This is a genomic window from Nocardia sp. NPDC059228 (assembly GCF_042754245.1).
Lineage (GTDB): Bacteria > Actinomycetota > Actinomycetes > Mycobacteriales > Mycobacteriaceae > Nocardia.
On record NZ_JBHZAL010000087.1, the window covers coordinates 1 to 2,896 of the forward strand.

A 2,896-nucleotide genomic window follows, 5' to 3' on the forward strand; every position below is an offset into this window, starting at 1 on the left:
CGTCGTCGCGTCATGTCGTGAACCGTCCTCCTGCACCCATTCTGGTGCATCAGAACTCTCACAACCGCTGGACCTGCTCAAAGGGCTCCAGTCAAACGCCGACGATCTGGCGGCGGCACGCAGCTTCGCCGAAGGGCTGCGGACTCGAATCGTCGTTACGTCCTGACGGGTCCGGACGGATCTCGATGCCGACATCCGCCCTGATGGGGGCGGGTGTCGCCGACCGCTCCGCCTGCGTTCGCTGCCTATCGCGGGCATGACCTTCCGAACGCGGAATGGCGGGAACCCTGGCTGGGTGTGTCACGGCGGAGATCGGGCGCCGCCGGTAGCACCCAGGCTTGAGTCGGGGTGTGGTGTTGGGGCACGCCCGCGCCACACTCGACCTGCGCCGAAAAGTGCGACTCGCAACGGTAGATGGAGTGTTGTCGCACCCCCCAGGTCGCGCCGGCGCCCGGAACCTGGTGCGGCGCAGAACGTCCGCTCATGGCGAAGAGAGAGTGTTCGGCAGATCAGTCGAAGGTTGGTTCGCGGCGAGTAAGGGTTCGCGTCACTAGCTTGCTCGAAAGAGCGCTTGCAAATATGGGTCGGAGTCCAGCATTAGCGCGGTCGGCCCCGCTGATAGGACACGACCCTCGTGCATCATGACTATCCGATCGGCGAAACCGTCAGTGATCATCATCTTCACCTCGTTGCTGATCACGAGTACCGCTGCGCCGGAGTCAGCATAGTCACGCAACGATTTCCATACCTGGTAAGCGGTACCCGTATCAAGGGAATTGGTCGGTCCGTCCGCGACGAGAATGCCCGGCGCCGCCAGCAGTGCCGCGGCAAGAGCGGCGCGTTGGATCTGGCCTCCGGAGTTGTGATGAGGGAGCAGAAGGAGACCGTCGGCAGGATAGTGCGCTGCGGCACAGGCTCGTTCGACACTCCATGCGTGATGGCGATCTTGTAGCGCGTGCAACTGTGCTCCAACCGTTTCGTCGGGGTCGAACGCCGTCACACCGTCCTGAGGGACATACCCGACCTGCTCGGGCAGGCGCGGGCGATGCTGATCCTTGGCAATTTCACCGCAGATCAGGACCACTCCGCTGCATTGTGCTGTGGTCGGCAGTTGCCCGGTGAGAGCGCGGGCGAGCATCGACTTTCCCGACCCGGGCCCGCCGAGCACGGCAGTGATCTGACCTGCGGGTATGGCCAGGTCTACCGCGTTGAGCACTGTTTCGCTCCATCGACCAGTGTCGATATGGACAGTGACGCAACGCAGTTCAGCGGTCATGAGTCAGCCTTCCACCCAGAGGATTACTCCCGTCGAGCAGACTGTAGCGCCACCGACACGGCTCGGCGGAAGCTCTTCCCTCGATGCCAATCGGGGCGGAGATGCTGGGGCTCTGCCGATTCCTCGATGACGAGGATCCGCCACCCCCGACTACAGTGCAGCGGATTCGCCTCCTCTGCCGACACACTATTCTGCCGCATACCGCGCTGACCGAACCGGCCAGCGCGGCGCGGCAGAAGATCAACCGGCAGTGCCGATCCGAGGCCGGCTGAACGTCCGCTACTACCGATGACTGGGCGATTGCGAGGTGCAGGCTCATGCGGGCAATTGGACGTTCGCGAGTCAACGACAGGGAGCGCGTCAGATCTCGAATTCTCTTCGCTTCGTGAGGAACTCGACTACGTCACATGGTTGGGAACCGAGCGGACCGTGATTGCGCGGGCAGGTAACAGGCGGCCCTTGCATTCACCCGATCGGTTGAACCGAGAACACCCTCCCCGGCTGCCCTCGAAGCGCTTCAGCCTGTGATGGGCTTCCAGCCTTCCGGCCCTCGAAATGTAGGAATTGTAGAGTTTCGAGTGTGGATTCGGACTTGTTGGTCGTGGAGACCGAGACGTTGCGTGATGACTGGTCCGCGACCTGGAAGCATGCGGCTGACGACAAGTTCGTGCAGGTGAATCGGTTCGGCACGGTGCCGACGGCGATGATGTTGTCGCCGGGGATGTGGCGCGAGGCCCAAGCGGTGAATCCGTATCTTGCGGTGGCGGATTCGAGTGTGCGCGAGCGGGCTTCGACGGATGCGCGGGTGAACGTCGCCGAGATCATCGACGATCTCGAGGCCGGGATTCACACGGTGGTGATGTTCCGCGGCGCGCAGCGGGCGGTGTTCGCACCGTACGAATGGGTGCGGATCGCGTTTCCTGAGCTGGGTCTGACGCCCCTGGAAGATCTCGTTGCGGATCTGGCGGCCGCGGCGCACAACGTGGGCCCGCATGTGATGGTGGTGTACCGGAAAACGCGGACACAGCGCGCGCTGCTCGAGGAATTCGCCGGGTCGGCGGATCCGTTGTGGGAGGCTGATCGGCGGTTGTCGTCTCTGCGTGGTCCGGTGCCGTCGTGGCGGCGTGCCGGTCTGCGGGCGGTGGTGTACGTGGTCGATGGCCAGGTCGCGCGGGTGCGGGCGCTGGCTCCGGCGGCCGCGTGGGAGGATTTGCCGGGTGTGTTCAGTCTGGCGCCGGTGTCGGATCCGTTGTCGCGCAGCGAGATCGATGCGCGGTTCCCGTCGCTGAAGTTGTACCCGGGCGACGAACGTCTGGCGGTGGTGGGTTCCTCGCGCGAGTACGTCGACCTGTAGACCTGTCGCGCAGGTCAGCCGCAGCGGAAAGCGCTTGTGCTGCCGCTAATTCGAGCCGGGTGATGCATCCACCCGAAATCCAGCGCTAAAGCCGCCACCGCACAAGATCGTGCACTGGGCCTTGCCTTCGACGACACCAACCCGGCCAGATCACCCGAGACTCCCGAGCCGTGGGGGCGGGGCGCCGGCTAAGCGGGGGCCGAGCCCCCGCAGGAACCCCCCCAAGAGCCCCCCACCCGCAAATAAAAAAAAAAAAAACAGCACGC

The 2,896-nt window shown here is 64.1% G+C and carries 2 protein-coding genes; one reads left to right on the top strand and one right to left on the bottom strand.

Going from position 1 to position 2,896, the window contains the following annotated elements:
- Window positions 1-550: 550 nt before the first annotated feature.
- Entirely contained in the window at window positions 551-1,276 is a 726-nt protein-coding gene (locus ACFXKA_RS42530; RefSeq protein WP_379431833.1) for an ATP-binding cassette domain-containing protein, read from the bottom strand.
- Window positions 1,277-1,856: 580 nt separating this feature from the next.
- Between ACFXKA_RS42530 and ACFXKA_RS42535 the strand changes: the two genes are divergently transcribed.
- The gene (locus tag ACFXKA_RS42535) at window positions 1,857-2,630 is read left to right on the top strand and encodes a hypothetical protein (RefSeq protein ID WP_379431834.1); all 774 of its coding nucleotides are present in this window, start codon (window positions 1,857-1,859) and stop codon (window positions 2,628-2,630) included.
- Window positions 2,631-2,896: the final 266 nt, after the last annotated feature.

What these genes read in the sequence shown, in the direction of transcription:
- ACFXKA_RS42530 (WP_379431833.1), bottom strand. Translation starts at nt 1,276, where the DNA reads ATGACCGCTGAACTGCGTTGCGTCACTGTCCATATCGACACTGGTCGA.